We start from the raw sequence: 18,702 nt of genomic DNA on the forward strand, positions 1-18,702 counted from the left end.
AGTTCCCCCGGGAGCAGTCTCAACCGAGCGGGGGCAGTGCAGTGGCTACGGGCACGACAGTTTTCAGCAGGGTGACGGTCGTCGCGCCCTCCACGCGGATCGACGTGGCGCTGCCCGCCGACGTCGCGGTGGCCGATCTGCTGCCGATGCTGCTGGACATGGCCAAGGAGACCTCGCCGGACGGCGGGGCCCGGCACGGTGGCTGGGCGCTGGCCAAGCTCGGCGACGCCCCGCTCGACCCGAGCCGCACGCTCGCCTCGCTCGGCGTCGTCGACGGTGAGCTGCTCCAGCTCCGCAAGCGCAACGAGAACCCGCCGCCGCCGCTCTACGACGACGTCGTCGACGCCATCGCCGAGTCCTCGCCCGACAGCTTCCGGCCGTGGACCAAGGAGACGGCCAACCGCTTCGGGCACATCGCGGGCGGGCTGGCGCTGTTCGTCGCCGCCGTCGCGCTGTTCATGAGCGGCTCCTTCTACGGCGGCTCCGCGCTCGGCGCCGCCATCGCCGGCGGCATCGGTGCCATCGCCTGCGTCGCGGTCGGCGCGACGCTCGCCAAGGCCTACCACGCCGAAGCGACCGGGGTGCTGATCGCCGCGGCCGGCGGGCTGCCGCTGGCCTTCGTCAGCGGCTTCTACATCGTGCCCGGGCTCTCGCTGCGGGCGAACCTGCTGCTCGGCGCGGTCCTCGTGATCATCGTCGCCTCGGTCTGCATCATGGTGATCGGCGCGGGCATCACGACGTTCATCGCCGCCGCCACCGCGGGCACCTTCGGCGCGCTGGCCTTCCTCTTCGGCACGCTCGTCGCGCACCCGGCGGCCGGCATCGCGGCCGGCACGGTCGCGGTCGCCCTCGCCTGCATCTCGTTCCTGCCGCGCGCCACGATCTGGCTGGCGAAGCTGCCGCTGCCGCACGTCCCGAGCAACGCCGAAGAGCTCAAGGAAGACTCCGGCTTCCCGGACTACCGCGCGATCGAGCGCCGCACGGCGGTGGCGCACAACTACATGACCGGCCTGATGATCGGCTGCGGCGCCACCGTCGCCATCTCCGCGATCATCGCCGCCACCGCGCCCGGCGCGTTCGGCATCATCCTCGGCGTCGTCGCGACGCTCGTGCTGCTCCTGCGCGCCCGCGCGTACGCCAACGGCAGCCAGGCGATCGCCCTGCTGACCACGGGCCTCGTCGCGGCGACCGGGATCGGGATCGGCTGGCTCGTCTCGGCCAGCGCCGAGAACCGCCTCCTGTACGTCTTCGGCGTGCTGGTCCTGCTCGCCGCGGGCGCGCTCGTCGTCGGCGTGATCTTCCCGAACCAGCGCTTCTCGCCGCCGCTGCGCCGCACCGTGGAGATCATCGAAGGCATCTGCATCGCCTCGGTGCTCCCGCTCGCCCTGGGTGTGATGGATCTCTACACCACCCTGCGGCACCTGAACTTCAAGTGACCGGATCGGGTGAATCTCGGATGGTTGTAGGACGGCGTTTCGGCCCGGCCCGGCGCACCACCACCGCTTTGCTGACCGGCCTGCTCGGCGTACTGGCCCCGCTCGGCGCCGCCCTGCCCGCGTGGGCGCAGACCGCCCCGGCCGACGGCTACTGGGCGACCCCGCCCCCGGTCGACGAAAGCAAGCGGCCCGCCGACGAAGGCAAGCCCGACAAGAACTACACGCAGACCAAGGGGTGCGTGCAGCGCAGCACGCTCGGTCAGAACATCGAGATCAAGAACCGGCCGTGGGGTCAGGAGTACCTGCAGATCTCGAAGGCGCAGGACATCGTCCGCGCCGCGACCCCCGACCGTTCGGCGGGCGGCGGCATCAAGGTCGCGGTGATCGACACCGGCGTCACCAACCACCCGTGGTTCCAGAACCGCCTCGAATCGGGCGGGGACTACGTCGCCGGGACGACCCGCGGCCAGAAACCGGGCCTTGAGGACTGCGACGGCCACGGCACCGAAGTCGCCGGGATCATCGCGGCCAAGCCCGACAACCCCGAGGTCGGCTTCGTCGGCGTCGCGCCCGACGCGACGATCGTGTCCTTCCGCCAGCTGAGCGAGAACTACGGGCCCGCCAAGGAAACGGCGGCCCCGCCGGCCAGCAGCACCGGCGGCACGCCGTCGTCGAGCACCAACCCGCCCGCCGGGTCGGAAACGCAGCTGCCGCCCAGCTCCGGAGGTGGGGGCAGCAGCGAAGGCGACCACACCTCGCCCGGGCAGACGAACGGTGGCCGCCAGCTCGAGAAGGAAGGCACGGCGGGCACCCTGAAGACGCTGGCCGAGATCCTCGTGCGGATCGCCGACCGCGGCGACATCAAGGTCGTCAACATGTCGGTCGACAACTGCCGCACGGCCGACGGCGGGATCACCGCGGGCGAGCAGCAGGTGCAGGCGGCCATCCACTACGCGGCTTCGAAGGACATCGTGATCGTCGCCGCTGCGGGCAACGTCACGGACAAGTGCCCGCAGAACGACCAGCCGGACGTGAAGCGGCCGAAGACGATCGTCACGCCGCCGTGGTTCGCCGACGACGTGCTGTCCGTGGGCGCGATCGAGGAAAAGACCGGCAGCGTGGCGCCGTTCAGCGTGCACGGCCCCTGGGTCGGCGTCGCGGCGCCCGGCACGAAGATCATCTCGCTCGACCCGGCCGAGGGGTCCAGCGGCCTGGCGAACCTGACGTTCGAAAGCGGCGACAAGGCGAGCGAGATCCAGGGCACCAGCTTCGCGGCGCCGTACGTCGCGGGTCTCGCCGCGCTGGTCCGGGCGAAGTACCCGAACCTCAGCGCGAAGCAGGTCGTCAACCGGATCAAGGAGACGGCTCAGCACCCGGCCGCTCCGGGCGGGCGCGACCAGTTCGTCGGCGCCGGGGTCATCGACCCGGTCGCGGCGCTGACGCAGATCCTGCCGTCGGAAGTCGGGAACATGGCGCCGATGCCGTCGCAGCAGATGGCCCAGCTCCCGCCCGCCAACGACCGCAGCTCGACGCCGGTGATCGTCGCGCTGGCCGGGACCGCCGGTGGCGTGGTCGCCCTGCTGATCACGGTCTTCGTGATGCGGACGGTCCGCCGCACCCGCCCGGCCGAAACCACGTCGACCCGGCGCTGAGCCAACGGGAAACCCCCGGCCCGCGGGCCGGGGGTTTCACTGTGCCGGCGGCTTCTTTTCCGGTGGCGGCGCGGGTTTCTCGTCCTCGCCGATCACGGGCGGGGCAACCAAACCCGGCTCGCCCAGCAGTTCCGACGGCTTCACGACCTGACGCGACTTCGACGGCCGACGACCTTGGCCGCCGCCCATGCCGAACGCCCCGAAGCCCATCATCGGCATCATCGGAACGCCCGACATCCCCTGGTTCTGGTGCTCCTGCGGGGCGGGAGCCTGCTGGGGCGCCGGCTGACCGTCGTCCGGTGTCCCGGAGTCCGTGTGCTTCGGCTCGGCCGGTTCCGAGGCCGAAGACGGCGTTGTCACGTCCTCGGCGGCAGCACCGGTAGCGGCCGTGGCCTGCTCGTCCGAGCCCGCCTCGTTCAACGCGCCGTCGTGCAGCTTGAAGCGCTCCTGCGGGTACCGGTGCTTGATCTCGATGCTCGTGGCCGCCGCGTCCGGGTCGTCGACGCCGTCGCACAGGCGGTTGAACGCCTCCATCACGTCGCGCGCCGTCTCGTACAGGGCCTTCGCCGACTCCTGCGTCTCCTGCAGCTGGGCGCGGGCCCGGCGCGTGCCGCCGGTCGGGAGGAGCATCGTCTCCGACGTCAGCTCGGCCGCGTCCACCAGCACCCCGACCAGGTCGACGACGACGTCGCGGACCGTCTCCACCATGTCGTCGAGCGCGCCCGCCAGGACGTTCAGCGCCTCCTGCAGATCCCCGCCCGCCGCGCCGATTTCGCGGATGTAGGCGACGAACGAGTCCGCGTCGCGGCCTTCCCAGCCCGCGTCGAGGCGGCCGAGCTGATCCTCGAGGCGGGCCGACACCTCGGCCGCCGCCGAGGCCGCCTGGCGGAGGCGGTCCGCCTCCGCACCGAGGTCGGCCCAGCGGCCGATCAGCGGGCGGAAGTACGTCTCGACCGGGTCGATCACCCCGAGCTGCCGTGACAAGTCCGTGAGGTAGCCCAGGTACGGCTCGGCCGCCGTGATGACGTCCTCGCCCTGCGGGACCGGCACGGCGGCCTGCTTCGCCAGCGGGTGCGGGATGGACTCGGTGGAGCTTTCGGCGATCATCCGTCCAGCCTTCCGGCGCGCTTGATCAGCTCGGCGGCCTCTTCGTCCTGCCCGCCGTGGCGGACCGTGACCTGCCGCAGGGCCTCCGCCGCCGAGCGCAGCGCCTCCGCGCCGTCGGTCAACTGACGCCGCAACGCCCCGGCCGCCCGGCCGTACGACTCACCGAGCCCGATCTGGGCCCCCAGCGCGCCGTACGACTCCGCGGAGAACCCCTCGCCGCCGACTTCCGCCGCCGCCGCGTCCAAGTCGTCAGCGGCCCCCTCGGCCGTCTTGGCGTACTCGGCGACGACGACGCCGTCCATCCTCAAGCCGGCCACGGGCACCTCCGCTCACGAAAAGACCTTCGAGCGTGTGACGCCCGCGGCCGGCCGGTGGTTCCGGTCAGGGCCCCGCCTGCTGCGTCGGCGTCGGGAACGTGCCGGCGTTCGGGTCGATCGGCACCGAGTCGAACTGCTTCAACACGTCCTGGGTGTTCAGCGACGCGCCGGTCGGCAGCAGCCCGATGATCGACTCCGGCGCGGGCTGCCGGTTGTTCAGCCCGATCGCGTCCGCGGTCTGCGCGTCCGGGACGCTGTAGCGCACGCCCCGGTCGGAGATCAGCTGGATGGCGCCCTTGCCGAAGCTGTCCTTGCCGGTGGCGGACTGGACCACCGCGGCGAACCCGGGCTTGAGGTAGAAGCCGTTGATCGGCACGCGGTTCGGGCCCGGCGTGGTCACCGTCATCGGGGTGAACTTGTCGCCGGTGGCCTTCTGGCCCGGCAGCTGCGTGTCGACGAACACCGAGGTGTGCGCGTCCTGGTCATTGCCGGAGCCGACCAGCGACCAGCCGAGGCAGGCGACCGACGAGTTCTTCGTCGCGTCGAGGACCGTCGGGACCGCGCGCGGGAACTCGTCGACCGGGATGTAGTCGGGGTCGCTCGGCTGCAGCACGCGCACGCCGGCGAGCTTGTCGAGGCCGAGCTGCCGCGGCTTGCTCGCACTGCCGTGCTTCGCGACGCGGATGACGTCGGCGACCGCCTGGGAAACCTGCTGGATGCCGTTCGTGGTGATGGCCCAGTACTTCGGCTGGTCACCGGTCGGCTGTGTGGAGAAGACGTCGCCGACGGTCAGCCCGTCGAAGTCGGCGGGCGCCTGTCCGTCGGCGATCCGCGGTGGCGTCAGCGGCGGGACCTCGGGGATCGCGTTCAGCAGGCCCTGGGTGATCTTCCGCGGCCGCTGCTGCAGCCCGAGCGCCGTGCGGACGGCGTCGTTCGGGTTGGCGACGTCGATCTCGGCGCGCACGGTGTTGGCGTTCGGCCGGTTCCGCGAGCTCGGCAGCCGGTAGATCAGGTAGGTCTTGCCGTTCTCGGCCGTCGCCAGCAACGCCTCGTTCTCGCCCAGTTCGGCGCCGAGGCTGCTCGGGGCGACCCCGCCGAAGACGTAGGTGTTGGTCTTGCCGATGTCCGGGTTCGGCAGCGACGGGTCGAGCTGGACCTGGTCGCACACCGCCCAATCGGGGGAAATCCGCTGCGAATCCGTCGGGATCAGCTGCGGGCCGTCCGGAATGCCGGTGAGTTTGTCGCGCGGAATGGACGCCAGCTGGTCGTCGGAAACGACCGTGGGGTTCTTCACACTCGCACTGCTCGCCGCGGCGGGCGCGGGCGGGGCCGCCGCCGTGCCGCCGGCACCCGCGCTCGACTGCTTCGACTGCGCCAGCAGCAAAAGCCGCGCCGACGCGAGGTTGAACGTCGGGATCAGCTTCTTCGGGTTGCCCGCCACCACGTAGACCGTGCCGGACTGCTCGCCGATCACGATGTTGCCGGCCTCCGGCACGGACGGCTTCGGGCTCAGCAGCCCCCAGACGACGAACACGATCATGCCGAGCGCCCCGAGCACGACCCCCACGATCGTGGCCCTCGTGTGGGTGCGCATCGGGTCGTGGAGCATCACGGCGTCCCGCCGGACCAGCGCGGACTGCATCCGCCGTAGGACGAACTGATACGCCTGGACCTGAGACTTAGTCGTGGGTGTTGATGGCATTCTCGACCTACAGCTCTCCCCGTCGCGGTACGGTTCCGCAGGATAGCCGTACGGGGACCGTCTGGTGTGGGGTTTCTACCAACTCCGGCTAGTGTCGGACACCCCGGGACCCGGCTTTCCGGGTACGCAGCAAGCCACGAGGGGAAGAGAAAGCGCGGATGTCCGTCACCACTCCTCCACGTCCGCCAGGCCCGCCCGGGCCCCCGCCGCCCGGCCGTCCGCCGGGCCCGCCGCCGCGGCCGGGCAGACCCGGTGGCCCGGGAGGTCCCGGTGGCGTCCCCGGCGGTCCTGGAGGCCCCGGCGGACCCGGTGGCGGTCCTGGAGGACCCGGTATTCCTCCGCGCGGTCCCGGCGGTCCTGGTCCCGGCGGCCCGGGTGGTCCCGGTGGCCCTGGTCCCGGTCCGGGCGGACGTGGTCCCGGCGGCCCCGGTCCGGGAGGACCTGGCGGCCCCGGCGGTCCGGGCGGACCCGGTGGGCCCGGCGGTCCCGGTGGCCCCGGCGGCCCTGGCGGTCCGGGAGGACCTGGTGGCCCCGGACCCGAAGGTGCCGACGGCCCGCCCGCTCCTCCGCCCGGCCCCGCGCCGGTCCGGATGGCTCCTCCTTCCCGGCGGCGCACCAGCGGCGTGACCCTCGGGCCGCTGCCCGTGGCGAACCTCGTCGTGCTCGAGGTCGGCCTCGCGGTCGGGCTCGTGCTGCTGGCCATCGACATGTCGCTGAAGTGGGTCGGGGTCGGCGTCGTCGGCTTCGCGCTCATCGTCGCGTTGCTGCGCTGGCGCGGCCGCTGGTTCACCCAGTGGGTCGGCCTGACGATGCGTTACTCCTTCCGTTCCCACGACCGCGTCGCGAACCCGCTGCCGCCGAGCACCGTCGAGGAGCTCGCCGCCGAGGAGACCACGGTCACCGGCCCGGACGACGCCCGCGTGAACCTGCTCCGCATCGCGGTGCCGGACCTCGTGGTGGCGCACGGCGTCGACCACGAGCGCCAGCAGGTCGGGATCGCGTGGAACGACGGCACCTGGACGGCGGTGCTGCTCGTCGAGCCGACCCCGGCGTTGATCACCCAGGCGGGTGGCGCGCCGAGCCTGCCGCTGTCGGCGCTCGCGCCGTGCCTCGAAGACCGCGGTGTGGTCCTCGACTCCATCCAGATGATCTGGCACTGCTACCCGGGCAGCGCGGCGCTGCCGTCGGACTCGCCCGCCCTGTCCTCCTACATGGAGGTGCTGGGCCCGCTGCCCGCGGCGGCGCGACGCACGACGTGGGTGGCGATCCGGCTGGACCCGAAGCGCTGCCCGGCGGCGATCCGGGAACGCGGCGGCGGCGTCGTCGGCGCCCACCGCGCCCTCATCGGCGCGCTCTCGCGGGTGCGCAACGCGCTGGAGTCCCAGGGCGTGCCGACCCGCCCGCTGGACCCGGACGAGCTGCTGCGCGCGAGCATTTCGGCCGCCGAGCTCACCGCCGTCGCCGGTTCGCCGACGAAGGTGACGTTGCAGGAGCGGTGGTCCGGCGTGACCGCGGCCGGCATCGGGCACGCGAGCTACGCGATCACCGGCTGGCCGAAGGGCAAGATCACCGGCAGCCTGGACGCGCTGACGAGCGTCCGCGCGCTGTCGGCGACGCTGGCGATGTCGATCTCCCCGGCGTCCGACGAAGGCAAGATCGGACTGCGCGGCGTGGTCCGGCTGAGCGCGCGCAACCCGCGTGAGCTCGACGCCGCCGAGCAGCGGCTCAACGGGCTGTCCGAGCGGCTCGGCGTGGACCTGACGCCGCTGCGCGGGCTGCAGGTTTCCGCGTTCGCCGCGACGCTGCCGATCGGAGGCACGGCATGAGTTCCCGGATGCGTGACGCGGGCCAGAACCTGGGGGTGGCCCCGGAGTTCACCGTGGACCCGGCGATGCTCGACGCGATCAGCCCGTCGGGTGACCGCGGCGGCATCGTGCTCGGCTCGGGCCTCAAGGGCGAGCCGCTGACGATCTCGGCGCTGCGCTCGACGCCGACGCGCATCGTGCTGGTGGGTGGGTTGTACCTGGCCCGCCAGGTGGCGATGCGGGCGATGGCGGTCGGCGCGTGGGTCGTCGTCGCGACGGGTCGCCCGACGGAGTGGCAGGTGCTGTCCCGCGCGGCGGGCAGCCGCGACGGCCGCCCGTCCCCGCTGGTGCAGATCCGCCGCCTCTCACCGGTCGAGCTGCCGCGGCCGTCGGAGGACGCGCCGCTGCTGGTGGTCACCGACGGCGGCCCGACACCGCAGGACCTGTTCCCGCCCCGCTCGCCGTGGCAGACGACGGTGTACGTCCTGCCGTACCTGCACCCGCAGGCGGGCGCGACGGCCAACGCGGCGGACCTGGTCCTGATGCAGCGCCTCCCGGCCGGCCAGGCCGAGCTGGCGGCCCGCATCTGGCGCCTGCCGCCCCAGATGATGCGCCAGCTGACGACGTTGAAGGACGACCAGGTGGTGGCGCTGGGCCGCAACCTGTGGCGCCCCCTGCGCCTGGTCACGACCGGCAAGGAGCAGCAGCTCCTGGGCCCCGTCCGCCGCGGCGACTGAGGTCCTCTTCGGACAAGCGAAAGCGGGGGGTTCCCCTCGGGGAGCCACCCGCTTTCGGTTACGGCGCGGTGCGGACGTTGCGGGTCTGTTCCGCGCGGGCCGCGAGTTCCTCGTCCGGCGGGTAGTCCACGCCGAGCAGGGTGAGGCCGTGGGCCGGGGCGACCGCGCTGTCGCGGATGCCGCTCTCCAGCACCTTCGACGGCCACTCGTCCGTGCGGCGGCCGTCGCCCACCAGCAGCAGGACTCCCACCAGGCTGCGGACCATCGAGTGGCAGAACGCGTCCGCCGAGACCCGGACCTCCAGCAGGTGCTCGTCCACGCGCTCCCACTCGAGGCGCTGCAGTTCGCGGATCGTCGTGCCCGTCTCGCGCTGCTTGCAGTACGCCGCGAAGTCGTGCAGGCCCAGCAGGTCCGCCGCGGCGGCGTTCATCGCGTCCGTCGACAGTGGACGGTTCCACGCCAGCGTGTCGTGGCGGCGCAACGGGTCCACGCCCCACGGCGCGTCCGAGACGCGGTAGCGGTAGTGACGGCGGATCGCCGAGAACCGCGCGTCGAAACCATCCGGGGCCACCCGGGCGCCGAGCACGCGCACGTCCCCCGGCAGGAGGCGGTTCCAGCGGCCCACCATGCGCGTCAGGTCCGGGATGCCCTCGGGCGACACCGGGATCCGGCCCGAAGGTTCCGCGAGCGGGACGACGTCGACGTGCACCACCTGGCCCGTCGCGTGCACCCCGGCGTCCGTGCGGCCCGCCACCACCACGGACTTCGGCACCGACGCACCCGGCGGCTGCTTCCGCAGCGCCTCCTCCAGCAGCCCCTGGACCGTCCGGCGGCCCGGCTGGCGGGCCCAGCCCGAGAAGTCCGTGCCGTCGTAGGAGACGTCCAGGCGCAGACGAACGAGCCCGCCCTCCCCAGCGGGAGTGGCGGGCTCGTCCGGTGTCGAAGCGGCCGTCAGGACGTCAGTCCTTCTTGGCGTCGGCGTCGGTCTCCTCCGAGGCGGGGGCCTCGGTGGTCTCCTCGGCCTTGGCCTCCTCGGCAGCGGGAGCCTCCTCGGCGGCGGGCGCCTCGGTGGTCTCCTCGGCAGCCGGGGCGGCGGCGGGCTTCTCGTCCTTGGCGAACTTCGTCTTGCGAGCGCGCTCGGCTTCCGAAGTCACCGTCTTCTCGGCCACCAGCTCGATGACGGCCATGGCGGCGTTGTCGCCCTTGCGCGCCATCGTCTTGGTGATCCGGGTGTAGCCGCCCGGACGCTCCGCGAAGTGCGGACCGATCTCGGCGAACAGCTTGTGCACGACGTCCTTGTCACGGACGACCTTCTGCACCTGACGACGGTTGTGCAGGTCGCCCCGCTTCGCCTTCGTGATCAGCTTCTCGGCCAGCGGGCGGACCCGGCGGGCCTTCGCCTCGGTGGTCGTGATCTTGCCGTGCTCGAACAGCTGCGTGGCCAAGTTGGCCAGGATCAGCCGCTCGTGCGCGGACGACCCGCCGAGCCGGGCTCCCTTGGTAGGGGTGGGCATTGGTTCTCCTAGTTCAGCTCACAGCGTCCAGGCACACGGCCTCAGAGCTGCTCGGTCTCTGCGTAGTCCTGGCCATCGTCGTGGCCGTCCGAAATGCCGTCGGCGATCCCACCGACACCCTCCGACCAGCCTTCGCCGTCGTAGCTGGCGGCCGCCGCGGTCGGGTCGAACCCGGGCGGGCTGTCCTTCAGCGCGAGGCCGAGGCCGACGAGCTTGAGCTTGACCTCGTCGATCGACTTGGCGCCGAAGTTGCGGATGTCGAGCAGGTCCGCCTCGCTGCGCGAGACCAGCTCGCCCACCGTGTGGATGCCCTCGCGCTTGAGGCAGTTGTACGACCGGACGGTGAGGTCCAGGTCCTCGATCGGCATCGCGTAGGCGGCGATGGTGTCCGCCTCCTGCGGCGACGGGCCGATCTCGATGCCCTCGGCGTCGACGTTCAGCTCGCGGGCGAGACCGAACAGCTCCACCAGCGTCTTGCCGGCCGACGCGACCGCGTCGCGCGGCGTGATCGACGGCTTGGTCTCGACGTCCAGGATCAGCTTGTCGAAGTCGGTGCGCTGCTCGACACGGGTCGCCTCGACCTTGTACGTCACCTTCAGGACCGGCGAGTAGATCGAGTCGACCGGGATCCGGCCGATCTCCGCGCCCGCCTGCTTGTTCTGCAGGGCGGGAACGTAACCGCGGCCGCGCTCGACGACGAGCTCGATCTCGAGCTTGCCCTTGCCGTTCAGCGACGCGATGTGCAGGTCCTGGTTGTGCACGGTGACGCCGGCCGGCGGCACGATGTCGGCAGCCGTGACCTCACCCGGGCCCTGCTTGCGCAGGTACATGGTGACCGGCTCGTCCTCTTCCGAGGACACCACGAGCTCCTTGAGGTTCAGGATGATGTCGGTGACGTCTTCCTTCACCCCGGGAACGGTGGTGAACTCGTGCAGCACGCCGTCGATGCGGATGCTCGTCACGGCCGCGCCCGGGATGGACGACAGCAGCGTGCGCCGCAGCGAGTTGCCGAGCGTGTAGCCGAAGCCGGGCTCCAGCGGTTCGATGGTGAACCGGGAGCGGGTCTCGTTGACCGTCTCTTCGCCGAGAGCCGGCCGCTGGGAAATCAGCATTCCTTGTTTTCCTTTCCAGACGACGCCCGCCATATGACGTCGAAGGGATGGCGCGGCGGCGGCGCACTGGGGGCGCCGCCGCCCGTGACTCGATTACTTCGAGTAGAGCTCGACGATCAGCTGTTCCTGGACCGGAACGTCGATCTGCGCGCGCTCCGGCAGCTGGTGGACCAGCACGCGGAGGTTGGACTGGACGACCTGCAGCCACGCCGGGATCGGGCGCTCGCCGAAGGACTCCTTCGCCGCGACGAACGGCAGCATGCCCATGGACTTCGGCCGCACGTCGATGATGTCCCACTTGGTGACCTGGAACGACGGGACGTTCACCTTCTGGCCGTTGACCAGGAAGTGGCCGTGGCTCACCAGCTGGCGCGCCTGGCGGCGCGTGCGGGCGATGCCGGCGCGGTAGATCACGTTGTCCAGGCGGGACTCGAGGATCTGCAGCAGGTTCTCACCGGTCTTGCCCGGACGCCGGACGGCTTCCTTGTAGTACCGGACGAACTGACGCTCGAGAACGCCGTAGGTGTAGCGAGCCTTCTGCTTCTCCTGCGACTGCAGGAGGTACTCGGACTCCTTGATGCGCCCGCGGCCGTGCTGGCCCGGCGGGTAGGGGCGACGCTCGAAAGCCTGGTCGCCGCCGATGAGGTCAACCTTGAGGCGACGCGAAATACGCGTCGCGGGGCCGGTGTAACGAGCCATTTCTTCTTACTCCTCCCCGTTCCTCAGACCCGGCGCCGCTTGGGCGGGCGGCAGCCGTTGTGAGGCTGCGGGGTCACGTCCTGGATGGTGCCGACCTCGAGGCCGGCCGCCTGCAGCGAGCGGATCGCCGTCTCGCGGCCCGAACCCGGGCCCTTCACGAAGACGTCGACCTTCTTCATGCCGTGCTCGGCGGCCTTGCGGGCGGCGTTCTCGGCGGCCATCTGCGCGGCGAACGGGGTGGACTTACGGGAGCCCTTGAAGCCCACGTGACCACTCGACGCCCACGCGATCACGGCACCGGTCGGGTCCGTGATCGAGACGATGGTGTTGTTGAAGGTGCTCTTGATGTGCGCGTGACCGTGCGCGACATTCTTCTTTTCCTTGCGGCGGACCTTCTTGGCCCCGGCCGCGGTACGAGACTTCGGTGGCATGTTCTGAGGGATCTCCTGTTAGCGCGCGTTCTCTTGGTGAGCGGCGACCGCTTCGGCCTGTCCGCGCCGGATGATCGAACCGGCGTCGGTGTACAGGTTGCGGAGCGCCATCGGGCGGGCGTAGAGCGCCTTGGGCGAGACACAAGCCGAGCCGCGGCGGTGAACGCCACCCATCTGCACGACCTTCTTGCCCTGGACGCTCACTTCTTGCCAGCCTTCTTCTTGCCGGCGACCGTCTTCTTCGGACCCTTGCGGGTGCGGGCGTTGGTCTTGGTCCGCTGTCCGCGGACGGGCAGACCACGACGCCAGCGCAGCCCCTGGTAGGTGCCGATCTCGATCTTGCGACGGATGTCGGCGTTCACCTCGCGGCGAAGGTCACCCTCGACCTTGAAGTTCTCTTCGATGTACGCACGCAGCTTCGCGAGGTCGTCATCGCTGAGGTCTTTGACGCGGGTGTCCGCGTTGATCTCGGCAGCCGCGATGAGCTGCTTCGAGCGGGTACGGCCGATGCCGTAGATGTACGTAAGCGCGATCTCCACCCGCTTCTCGCGGGGAAGGTCTACGCCAGCGAGTCGTGCCATTGGCGCTTCTGCTCCTTCATTGAGGTTTCTTCAGGTCTGCTCCCCGTCCGGTTCCGGGACCGACTCGCGTGTCGTGCCCTCGGCTTGCGCTTCGGGTGTCCCGGCCCCGGCCTGAAGTCCGGGGGTGTACCGGACCACTCGCGTGGCCCGGCAGGTACGGGGAGGTTGTGTAGCCGTCAATCACTCTGCCGAGTGCTTGGCGATCAGCCCTGCCGCTGCTTGTGCCGCAGGTTCTCGCAGATCACCATGATCCGGCCGTGGCGGCGGATCACCTTGCACTTGTCGCAGATCTTCTTGACGCTCGGCTGGACCTTCACGTCTTCTGCTCTCCTAGTAGCTGCTCTTCGTGATCACTTGTAGCGGTAGACGATGCGACCACGAGAGAGGTCGTAGGGCGAGAGCTCCACGACAACCCTGTCCTCCGGCAGGATGCGGATGTAGTGCTGCCGCATCTTGCCGCTGATGTGTGCCAGGACCTTGTGACCGTTCTCCAACTCGACGCGGAACATCGCGTTGGGGAGCGGCTCGACTACGCGGCCTTCGACCTCGATGGCCCCGTCTTTCTTCGCCATGTCCTCCGCATTTCCGTTGTCTTCAGCGTCTGTCGCCACACCATGATCAATCCGAGCACTAGTGCTGGGTCGGGTGTTGCGTGGCACACTGGTGCCCGGCTCCCAAGATCGTGAATTCACGAGCGCGCAGGATCCGGGCGCGATAAGTGCGCCGACTTGACAGTGTACGCAACCCGTGTCGCGACCCCCAAACCGGGGGTGACCATGCTAAAGGGACGTGCAGGTGGACGTGATGGCGATCACTACTTGTGGGTGAACGCGCAGGTCAGTGACATCCGGGGCTTCGCCCCGGGCCGGGGGCTCCGCCACCCGGACCCCCCGGAGGACTCAGGCGTCTTCGGCGGCAGTCAGCACCCAGGGACCGTCTTCGGTGATGGCGACGGTGTGCTCCCAGTGGGCCGCGCGGGAGCCGTCGGCCGTGACGACCGTCCAGCCGTCGTCCAGCTCGCGGGTCTCCCCGCCGCCGCCGGTCAGCATCGGCTCGATCGCCAGGGCCATGCCCGGCTTCAGCCGCGGGCCCTTGCCCGGCTTGCCGACGTTCGGCAGGAACGGGTCCATGTGCATCTGGCGGCCGATGCCGTGGCCGCCGTACTCGACGATCATCCCGTACTCGACGCCGTCGTCGCGGCCCGCGCGCTCGGCCGCCGACTGCACGGCGTAGGAGATGTCGGTGAGCCGGCCGCCGGCGCTGACCGCCTCGATGCCGGCCCACATCGCCGCCTCGGTCGCCGCGGACAGCGCCAGGTCGGTGTCGGAGACCGTGCCGATGGCCAGCGTGACGGCGGAGTCGCCGTGCCAGCCCTCGAGGATCGCGCCGCAGTCGACGGAGATGATGTCGCCGTCGGCCAGCACCTGCGTCTTCGCCGGGATGCCGTGGACGATCTGCTCGTTCACCGACGCGCAGATCGACGCCGGGAAGCCGTGGTAGCCCTTGAACGACGGCACCGCGCCGGCGTCCCGGATCGTCTGCTCGGCCAGCTCGTCGAGCTCGGCCGTGCTGACACCGGGCTTCGCCGCGGCGCGGACCGCCGCGAGCGTGCGGGCCACGACGAGACCCGCCGCCCGCATCGCCTCCAGCTCGCCGGGGGTCTTGACCTCGATCATGCGCCCGCGGCGGAGCACTTGCAGAACACGCAACCCTCCGAGATTCACGTGCGGTCGCGCAGCGCTTTCAGCACGCGGCCGGAGATCTCGTCCACGCTGCCGACGCCGTCGACCGTCACCAGGATGTCGGCGTAGTACTCGAGCAGCGGCGCGGTGTCCGAGACGTAGATCTGCTGGCGGCGGCGGATGACCTCTTCGGTGTCGTCCGCGCGGCCGCGCGACATGAGCCGCCCGACGACGACGTCCTCCGGCACCTGCAGCTGGATCACGGCGTCGAGCGCGACGTCCGCGTCACCCAGGATCTCGCCGAGGACCTCGGCCTGCTTGGTGTTGCGGGGGAAGCCGTCGAGCAGGAACCCGGCCTTCGCGTCCGGCTCGGCGAGCCGCTCGCGGACCATCTCGTTCGTCACCGAGTCGGGCACGAGCTCGCCCGAGTCCAGGTAGCGCTTGGCCTCCTGGCCGAGCGGGGTCTCCTGGCCGACGTGCGCGCGGAACAGGTCACCCGTGGAGATGTGCGGGATGCGCAGCTGCTCGGACAGCGCCACCGCCTGCGTACCTTTGCCCGCGCCGGGCGGACCCACGAGAACCAACCGCGTCACTTCAAGAACCCTTCGTAGTTGCGCTGCATCAGCTGGCTTTCGATCTGCTTCACGGTGTCGAGGCCGACACCGACCATGATCAGCACAGCCGTGCCACCGAACGGGAAGTTCTGGTTGTTCCCGCTACCGGTCACCGACAGGAAGAAGTTCGGGAGGATCGCGATGATGCCCAGGTACAGCGAGCCGGGCAGGGTGATCCGGCCGAGCACGAAGCTCAGGTACTCCGCGGTCGGGCGGCCCGGGCGGATGCCCGGGATGAACCCGCCGAACTTCTTCATCTCTTCCGCACGCTCGTCCACGTTGAACGTGATCGTGATGTAGAAGTACGTGAAGAAGATGATCAGGCCGAAGTACAGCAGGATGTGTACCCAGTTGCCCTGGTTGACGATGTAGTTCTTGATGAACACCTGCCAGCCGGAGTTGCTGTTCTGGTCGCCGACGAGGCGGCTGATCAGGTCCGGCAGGTACAGCAGGGACGACGCGAAGATGACCGGGATGACGCCGGCCTGGTTCACCTTGATCGGCAGGTAGGTCGACGTGCCGCCGTACATCCGGCGGCCGATCATGCGCTTGGCGTACTGCACCGGGATCCGGCGCTGCCCCTGCTCGACGAAGATGACGCTCGCGATGATCACGAGCCCGAAGATGCAGATCATCGTCAGCGCGATGCCGCCGCCGTTGGACAGGATGTTCCCGCCCTCGACCGGGATGCGCGCGGCGATGTTCAGGAAGATCAGGACGGACATGCCGTTGCCGACACCGCGCTCGGTGATCAGCTCGCCCAGCCACATCATGACGGCGGTGCCCGCGGTCATGGTGATGACGATCAGGGCCAGCGAGTAGACGCTGTTGTCCGGGATGATCGACTGGTCGCAGTCGGGGAAGAGCTGCTTGCGGTCCGCGAGCGCGACCACGCCGGTGGCCTGCAGGATCGCCAGCGCGATCGTCAGGTACCGGGTGTACTGGGTCAGCTTGCCCTGGCCGGACTGCCCTTCCTTCTTCAGCTCCTCGAACCGCGGGATGACCACGGTCAGCAGCTGGATGATGATGCTCGCCGTGATGTACGGCATGATGCCGGTCGAGAAGAGCGACAGCTGCAGCAGCGCACCGCCGCTGAACAGGTTCAGCAGCTGGTAGACGCCTTCCTGCTGCGCCTGGGAGCTGCATGCCTGGACGGCACCGTACGAGATCCCGGGCGCCGGAATGGTCGCACCGATCCGGTAGACCGCGACGATGGCTAGCGTGAACAGGATCTTCTTGCGTAGATCCGGCGTCGCGAGAGCCGAGCGGAAGGCGCTGAGCACGCGGGGGACCTCCTCGGCGTCGTCGGCTGTCCGTAACCGACGATCGGCTTGGCCGGCACGGGGGCCGGCGGGAACACAGCACTACTGGCAGGCAAGCCAGGAACGCTTCGGGGCACACTCGTCCCGAAGCGTGTCGCCGACTCTAACAGCTTCACGGGGCGTGTCCGCAGTCCGTGTGCGTTTTCCGTACCAAGGTTGCTCCGGCGGGTTGATCCACTTCGCCGTGTCGGCCGTAATCCTTGACACATCCGCCCGCCGTCGGGGCGGATCCGGATCACGCGTTCGACGTCGCGAGCACCCCGGCGAGGCCGACGAGGACGACCCCGGTCCCGCGGTCGACGTTGCGCCGCGCCCGCCGGGTGAGCTTGATCGTCTTCACGGCGGCACCGACGCCGACGTAGACGGAGCCGGCCAGGAACTCGGCCAGCAGGTACACCCCGCCGAGCAGCGCGATCTGCGCCGGGAAGGGCCCGTGACCTGCGTCGATGAACTGCGGGACGAAGGCGGTGAAGATGAGGATGGCCTTCGGGTTGGTGATCGCGACGCCGAACTCCTTGCGCGACACCCGCCAGGCGGACGCCGGTTCGGTGTCCGGCTCCGGGACGTCCGCTTCGCCCCGGAACGTCGACCACAGCAGGCGAAGGCCGAGGTAGAGCAGGTAGGCGGCACCGGCCCACTTGATGATCGTGAGCGCGGTCTCGGAGGCGGCGAGCAGCTGCCCCAGGCCGCCCGCGACGGCGGTGATCAACAGGGTGAACGCGGCCAGCCGGCCGGCCAGCCCGGCGAGGCCGCGGCGAACACCGTGCGTCATGCCGTGGTGGAGGCCGAGCAGGTTGTTCGCGCCGGGCGTAAGGGCGATGAGGACGGAAGCCCCGAAGAAGACCAGCAGCCACGACATGGCTCTACGGTAGCGGCGGCTCGTCGGGTGGCAGAACGGTTATCGCGACCCCGGACGGCGGCGTCGGGGTGTCGCTGTAGGCGAGCGCGGGATCGGCCCAGCCACGGTTCTTGACCAGCAGGGCGGCGACGACCGCCGCGGCGGCGGCCAGCACGGTGGCCCCGATCAGCAGCCACATCCCGGCGGCGGTGCTGACTTCGAACTCGGCGGCGTCGGCGATGGCGGACCACCCGAGCCCGCTCATCCCGACGGTGAAGACGACCCCGGCGGTGAAGAACGCCCCCGCGGCGAGCAGCCACCGCCCGAGGGGCCGATCCGGCCGCGAGAAGGCGAGAACGGCCGCGACGACGAGGAGTACGACGGCGGCGATCAGCGGGATGCCGACCGGCGGGCCGCCCTGGTCGATGGCTTCCTGGCCGGGGAAGTCGGTCCGGGTGCCCCAGGCGGTCTCGGTGACGGTCAGCGGTGCCTGGAAGAACCGCTGCCCGCGGCCCATGCGCTGCTCGACCCGGAAGAGCGGGAGGAAGACGCCGAGCGCGGCCATCAGCGCGGCCGCGGCGGCGAGGAGGGGTGGGACCAGGCGGAGGAGGCCGCTCGGGGCGGGTTCGCCTGGGGTGACGGGTGGTTCGGGGTTGGCGGCGACCGGCTGCGGCACCGCTACGACGCCTGGGATCTCGGCGACCGGGAACGGCAGCTGCTGGGGTGGCTCGGCGCCTTGCGGTGGCGGTGGGAAGGCCGATGGTGCGGCTTGGGTCGCTCCCGCGGCGAAAGTCGGCGGCGTCGGCTGGGCCGCCTCGGCGGGGAAGGCCAGCGGCTCGGGCCGAGGCGCCTCCACCGGGAAGTCCAGCGGCGCGGGCGGGGCTACCTCGGCTGGGTACGTCGGCCCGGGTAGGGCGGCCTCGACCGGGTAACTCAGCGGCTCTCCCCCGCCCGGTCGCGCGACCTCGGCGGGAAACTCCAGCGACGCAGGCCGGGGCGCTTCCACCGGGAAATCCGGCGGCGCTCCCCCGCCCGGCTCGACACCCGAGAGCCTCGGCGCCTCGACCGGAAAGCTCAGCGGCGATTCCGCGGCCGAAGGGTCAGGCGGGTCCTGCGAAGGTCTGTCCACCTGGCGATCCTCCGTCCGGATCCC

The 18,702-nt window shown here is 70.7% G+C and carries 22 protein-coding genes; 5 read left to right on the plus strand and 17 right to left on the minus strand.

Annotated features, from left to right (window positions below):
- Positions 1 to 71: 71 nt before the first annotated feature.
- A complete protein-coding gene (gene eccD / locus QP939_RS09005; protein ID WP_285456167.1) occupies positions 72 to 1,436 on the plus strand; it encodes a type VII secretion integral membrane protein EccD in 1,365 nt (454 codons plus the stop codon).
- A 20-nt stretch (positions 1,437 to 1,456) separates the two neighbouring features.
- Entirely contained in the window at positions 1,457 to 3,088 is a 1,632-nt protein-coding gene (locus tag QP939_RS09010; protein WP_285456169.1) for a S8 family serine peptidase, read from the plus strand.
- Between the two features lie 36 nt (positions 3,089 to 3,124).
- On the opposite strand, the gene QP939_RS09015 is transcribed toward QP939_RS09010, so the two are convergent.
- From QP939_RS09015 to eccB, 3 genes are all read right to left on the minus strand, one after another.
- Positions 3,125 to 4,195, minus strand: a complete 1,071-nt coding sequence (locus tag QP939_RS09015) for a WXG100 family type VII secretion target (protein WP_285456170.1) — start codon at positions 4,193 to 4,195, stop codon at positions 3,125 to 3,127.
- Complete coding sequence (locus QP939_RS09020; RefSeq protein WP_285456172.1) at positions 4,192 to 4,512, minus strand: hypothetical protein; 321 nt, start codon at positions 4,510 to 4,512, stop codon at positions 4,192 to 4,194. Before QP939_RS09020 ends, QP939_RS09015 begins: the two co-directional genes overlap by 4 nt.
- Before the next feature lie 64 nt (positions 4,513 to 4,576).
- Positions 4,577 to 6,214, minus strand: a complete 1,638-nt coding sequence (eccB, locus tag QP939_RS09025) for a type VII secretion protein EccB (RefSeq protein WP_285456173.1) — start codon at positions 6,212 to 6,214, stop codon at positions 4,577 to 4,579.
- A 252-nt stretch (positions 6,215 to 6,466) separates the two neighbouring features.
- Between eccB and QP939_RS09030 the strand changes: the two genes are divergently transcribed.
- Genes QP939_RS09030 through QP939_RS09040 form a run of 3 tightly spaced genes read left to right on the plus strand, consistent with a single transcriptional unit; the run spans position 6,467 to position 8,756 of the window.
- Complete coding sequence (locus QP939_RS09030; RefSeq protein ID WP_285456174.1) at positions 6,467 to 6,841, plus strand: hypothetical protein; 375 nt, start codon at positions 6,467 to 6,469, stop codon at positions 6,839 to 6,841.
- The gene (gene eccE / locus QP939_RS09035) at positions 6,805 to 8,040 is read left to right on the plus strand and encodes a type VII secretion protein EccE (RefSeq protein ID WP_285456175.1); all 1,236 of its coding nucleotides are present in this window, start codon (positions 6,805 to 6,807) and stop codon (positions 8,038 to 8,040) included. The genes QP939_RS09030 and eccE overlap by 37 nt, the downstream gene beginning before the upstream one ends.
- Positions 8,037 to 8,756 carry a hypothetical protein gene (locus QP939_RS09040; protein ID WP_285456176.1) on the plus strand — a complete coding sequence of 240 codons (720 nt, stop codon included), beginning with the start codon at positions 8,037 to 8,039 and terminating at the stop codon, positions 8,754 to 8,756. Before eccE ends, QP939_RS09040 begins: the two co-directional genes overlap by 4 nt.
- Before the next feature lie 58 nt (positions 8,757 to 8,814).
- On the opposite strand, the gene truA is transcribed toward QP939_RS09040, so the two are convergent.
- From truA to QP939_RS09110, 14 genes are all read right to left on the minus strand, one after another.
- On the minus strand, positions 8,815 to 9,642 hold the full coding sequence (gene truA, locus QP939_RS09045) for a tRNA pseudouridine(38-40) synthase TruA (RefSeq protein ID WP_285459701.1): 828 nt from the start codon (positions 9,640 to 9,642) through the stop codon (positions 8,815 to 8,817).
- 73 nt (positions 9,643 to 9,715) lie between these two features.
- A complete protein-coding gene (gene rplQ / locus QP939_RS09050; RefSeq protein ID WP_285456177.1) occupies positions 9,716 to 10,270 on the minus strand; it encodes a 50S ribosomal protein L17 in 555 nt (184 codons plus the stop codon).
- 41 nt (positions 10,271 to 10,311) lie between these two features.
- Positions 10,312 to 11,382 carry a DNA-directed RNA polymerase subunit alpha gene (locus QP939_RS09055; RefSeq protein ID WP_043781960.1) on the minus strand — a complete coding sequence of 357 codons (1,071 nt, stop codon included), beginning with the start codon at positions 11,380 to 11,382 and terminating at the stop codon, positions 10,312 to 10,314.
- A gap of 93 nt (positions 11,383 to 11,475) precedes the next feature.
- Positions 11,476 to 12,081 (minus strand): 30S ribosomal protein S4, encoded by a 606-nt coding sequence (rpsD, locus tag QP939_RS09060; RefSeq protein WP_125306120.1) that lies wholly within the window; start codon positions 12,079 to 12,081, stop codon positions 11,476 to 11,478.
- A 23-nt stretch (positions 12,082 to 12,104) separates the two neighbouring features.
- Complete coding sequence (rpsK, locus tag QP939_RS09065; RefSeq protein ID WP_004558885.1) at positions 12,105 to 12,512, minus strand: 30S ribosomal protein S11; 408 nt, start codon at positions 12,510 to 12,512, stop codon at positions 12,105 to 12,107.
- Positions 12,513 to 12,530: 18 nt separating this feature from the next.
- Complete coding sequence (locus QP939_RS09070; RefSeq protein ID WP_004558884.1) at positions 12,531 to 12,716, minus strand: hypothetical protein; 186 nt, start codon at positions 12,714 to 12,716, stop codon at positions 12,531 to 12,533.
- Positions 12,713 to 13,093: a 30S ribosomal protein S13 gene (gene rpsM, locus QP939_RS09075; RefSeq protein ID WP_285456182.1), complete on the minus strand. Its 381-nt coding sequence runs from the start codon at positions 13,091 to 13,093 to the stop codon at positions 12,713 to 12,715. Before rpsM ends, QP939_RS09070 begins: the two co-directional genes overlap by 4 nt.
- 203 nt (positions 13,094 to 13,296) lie before the next feature.
- Positions 13,297 to 13,410: a 50S ribosomal protein L36 gene (rpmJ, locus tag QP939_RS09080; protein WP_004558882.1), complete on the minus strand. Its 114-nt coding sequence runs from the start codon at positions 13,408 to 13,410 to the stop codon at positions 13,297 to 13,299.
- Between the two features lie 33 nt (positions 13,411 to 13,443).
- Positions 13,444 to 13,665: a translation initiation factor IF-1 gene (gene infA / locus QP939_RS09085; protein ID WP_004558881.1), complete on the minus strand. Its 222-nt coding sequence runs from the start codon at positions 13,663 to 13,665 to the stop codon at positions 13,444 to 13,446.
- Between the two features lie 327 nt (positions 13,666 to 13,992).
- Positions 13,993 to 14,769, minus strand: coding sequence for a type I methionyl aminopeptidase (gene map / locus QP939_RS09090; RefSeq protein WP_285459702.1), 777 nt, complete (start codon positions 14,767 to 14,769; stop codon positions 13,993 to 13,995).
- Between the two features lie 44 nt (positions 14,770 to 14,813).
- Positions 14,814 to 15,368 carry an adenylate kinase gene (locus QP939_RS09095; protein WP_285456186.1) on the minus strand — a complete coding sequence of 185 codons (555 nt, stop codon included), beginning with the start codon at positions 15,366 to 15,368 and terminating at the stop codon, positions 14,814 to 14,816.
- Complete coding sequence (gene secY / locus QP939_RS09100; protein WP_285456187.1) at positions 15,365 to 16,672, minus strand: preprotein translocase subunit SecY; 1,308 nt, start codon at positions 16,670 to 16,672, stop codon at positions 15,365 to 15,367. Before secY ends, QP939_RS09095 begins: the two co-directional genes overlap by 4 nt.
- Before the next feature lie 274 nt (positions 16,673 to 16,946).
- Entirely contained in the window at positions 16,947 to 17,570 is a 624-nt protein-coding gene (locus QP939_RS09105) for a LysE family translocator (protein WP_285456188.1), read from the minus strand.
- A gap of 4 nt (positions 17,571 to 17,574) precedes the next feature.
- On the minus strand, positions 17,575 to 18,678 hold the full coding sequence (locus tag QP939_RS09110) for a hypothetical protein (protein ID WP_285456189.1): 1,104 nt from the start codon (positions 18,676 to 18,678) through the stop codon (positions 17,575 to 17,577).
- Positions 18,679 to 18,702: the final 24 nt, after the last annotated feature.

Source organism: Amycolatopsis nalaikhensis, from assembly GCF_030264295.1.
Lineage (GTDB): Bacteria > Actinomycetota > Actinomycetes > Mycobacteriales > Pseudonocardiaceae > Amycolatopsis > Amycolatopsis nalaikhensis.

Excerpts from the sequence above, each read along its gene's own strand:
- rpsK (WP_004558885.1), bottom strand. The coding sequence starts at position 12,512 with ATGCCACCGAAGTCTCGTACCGCGGCCGGGGCCAAGAAGGTCCGCCGC.
- infA (WP_004558881.1), bottom strand. The coding sequence starts at position 13,665 with ATGGCGAAGAAAGACGGGGCCATCGAGGTCGAAGGCCGCGTAGTCGAG.
- QP939_RS09015 (WP_285456170.1), bottom strand. The coding sequence starts at position 4,195 with ATGATCGCCGAAAGCTCCACCGAGTCCATCCCGCACCCGCTGGCGAAG.
- QP939_RS09040 (WP_285456176.1), top strand. The coding sequence starts at position 8,037 with ATGAGTTCCCGGATGCGTGACGCGGGCCAGAACCTGGGGGTGGCCCCG.
- eccE (WP_285456175.1), top strand. The coding sequence starts at position 6,805 with ATGGCTCCTCCTTCCCGGCGGCGCACCAGCGGCGTGACCCTCGGGCCG.
- rpsD (WP_125306120.1), bottom strand. The coding sequence starts at position 12,081 with ATGGCTCGTTACACCGGCCCCGCGACGCGTATTTCGCGTCGCCTCAAG.
- rplQ (WP_285456177.1), bottom strand. The coding sequence starts at position 10,270 with ATGCCCACCCCTACCAAGGGAGCCCGGCTCGGCGGGTCGTCCGCGCAC.
- rpsM (WP_285456182.1), bottom strand. The coding sequence starts at position 13,093 with ATGGCACGACTCGCTGGCGTAGACCTTCCCCGCGAGAAGCGGGTGGAG.
- QP939_RS09105 (WP_285456188.1), bottom strand. The coding sequence starts at position 17,570 with ATGTCGTGGCTGCTGGTCTTCTTCGGGGCTTCCGTCCTCATCGCCCTT.
- eccB (WP_285456173.1), bottom strand. The coding sequence starts at position 6,214 with ATGCCATCAACACCCACGACTAAGTCTCAGGTCCAGGCGTATCAGTTC.
- map (WP_285459702.1), bottom strand. The coding sequence starts at position 14,769 with ATGATCGAGGTCAAGACCCCCGGCGAGCTGGAGGCGATGCGGGCGGCG.
- QP939_RS09055 (WP_043781960.1), bottom strand. The coding sequence starts at position 11,382 with ATGCTGATTTCCCAGCGGCCGGCTCTCGGCGAAGAGACGGTCAACGAG.
- QP939_RS09010 (WP_285456169.1), top strand. The coding sequence starts at position 1,457 with ATGGTTGTAGGACGGCGTTTCGGCCCGGCCCGGCGCACCACCACCGCT.